The 1,899-nt window shown below is 36.9% G+C and carries 2 protein-coding genes; both read left to right on the forward strand.

Going from position 1 to position 1,899, the window contains the following annotated elements; genetic code table 11:
• The coding region (locus ABD909_RS07080; RefSeq protein WP_345097253.1) for a VENN motif pre-toxin domain-containing protein at nucleotides 1-896 on the forward strand (896 nt) is incomplete at its 5' end.
• 12 nt (nucleotides 897-908) lie between these two features.
• A partial coding sequence (locus tag ABD909_RS07085; protein WP_425547959.1) for a DUF6990 domain-containing protein occupies nucleotides 909-1,899 on the forward strand: 991 nt, incomplete at its 3' end.

Here is a 1,899-nt window from a genome sequence, read left to right on the forward strand (position 1 = left end):
AAGCCCGCATCACTGCCAAGATTGATGCACAATTTGCTGACTTTAGAGAGCAGACCATTGATGTAGCACGCATTGCGGGAGGTTTTGCTGCTGCTCTTGCTGGTGGTGATGTCAATACCGGCGCTGATGCCGCAGGTAATGCCGCGGAGAATAATTTTCTTCCTGCGGTAGCAGCATTCGTAGTATTTATTGCATCGCTTACACCAGAAGAGTTGGCTGCTCTGTCCCTTTTTATGCTTGGCGGAGCAACTCTTGTTCAATCTCCTAGCAATAGGTCGGCTATAGCTGATTTTCTTGCCGATTGGTTTGCATCAAAAAATGCAGAAGAAGATAGCGAAAAAACAAATCAAAACTCAAAAGAAGAAAAAAATAAAAATTCTCAGGCGAGTGGCAAAGACCCACAAAACAATAATGATGATGATAATGATGGAAAGGGTAAAAAGCTTAATAAAGGCAGAAAATATCATGACAAAAAACGGGATGAGAAAAAACAAGAATTAAATGATGAAGGATGTATAACATGCAAAACAGAAATAGTATTCAAAACTAAAAATGGTAATAAGACAATAAGATCTCGTGCGGATATTGTTGGTATAAAGAAAGGTAAACTGTTTGTTGGTGATGTAAAAACGGGAAAAGCTGGTTTAAGTGAAAACCAAAAGATTTTAAAAGAGGCATATAAAAAGGGAAATGCAGAGCTTACAAAAGGCAAATTTATAAAGTTTCTTAAAGAGAACAAAGAATTCTTAGAAAAATATCAAAAAGATTTCAAAAATTTTGAAGGAAGTAAGAAAGAATTAGAAAATGAGAATAGAAAATGGATTAAAGAACAATTGAGTAATAAGTTAGACAAAATGAACTTTTACACTTTTCATTATCCAAGACTTTTTGAATGAAAGTGAATAGCAATGCAGACCAAAAACGTAACAGAGATTTTAAAAACGCTTGGCTGGGAACCTTATCGTGCTGAAGATGGTAGTATGTTTGCGCATTATCATCTTCCCGATCGCATTGTAGGAATTAGTTATGATGTTGTAGATTATGGAAAAAAGTTTCGGCTATCGGCTAATCTTACCACTGCTGCTTATTGCCTTGCTTGGGAATATGCTAGTGGTGAAGTATCACAGGATAAGTATGAAGATACGCTGTTTTCTGCGAAAGAGGATTTCGATGTTACAGCTTCAGATCTTTCAGAAAGCCATGTTAAGGAATCTTTAAATAGGGTTATCGCTTGGGCGCAAGCACAGGATATTGAAAAAAAATTACGTGAAAAAGCTGCCAATCACTCTGCTGTTGCAGAAGCATTACTTGGTAATATTGATGCTTTAAAAAGCTCTAAGTTTACACCCCAATTACATGTACCAGAATTTGCAGATTACAAAACAACAGAGTGGATTGAGCGCCTCATTCTTTTTGCACAGGCCTATAAAAATGGGGCATTAGACGATATTCTAACGCGCAAAAAGCCCAAACAGCGCTCGATAAGTCTTACCACAGCAAATCGTATTCTTAAAAACCACGGTTGGTTTTCTACAGAACCTGGAAAAATGTGGCTCTCTTTGCCTGATCGTTTTATTAAGTCTAATTTTGGCTTTGTACATCTCTATGATCAGTACAATGTTCATCTCGAAGCTGAAATATCTAATGAAGAGATTTCAATGGCTTGCTTGTATATTCATTTTTGTGGACAACGTAATCTTGTACAACCTATGGATATTTATCGATCTTTTAATACGATTGGAGGGGAGAATTTTCGTGGGGTTGATAAAGGAATTGATATTTGTGTAGAGACATTGAATGAGCAAGAGTTGACAAAAATCTCTGAGCGGGTGATACAGTGGGCACGTGCCCAAGATTTACAAGCATCAATAGAAATCAAAACACGTGTTCAAAAGTATA

The sequence above is a fragment of the Bartonella acomydis genome (assembly GCF_039543025.1).
GTDB lineage: Bacteria > Pseudomonadota > Alphaproteobacteria > Rhizobiales > Rhizobiaceae > Bartonella > Bartonella acomydis.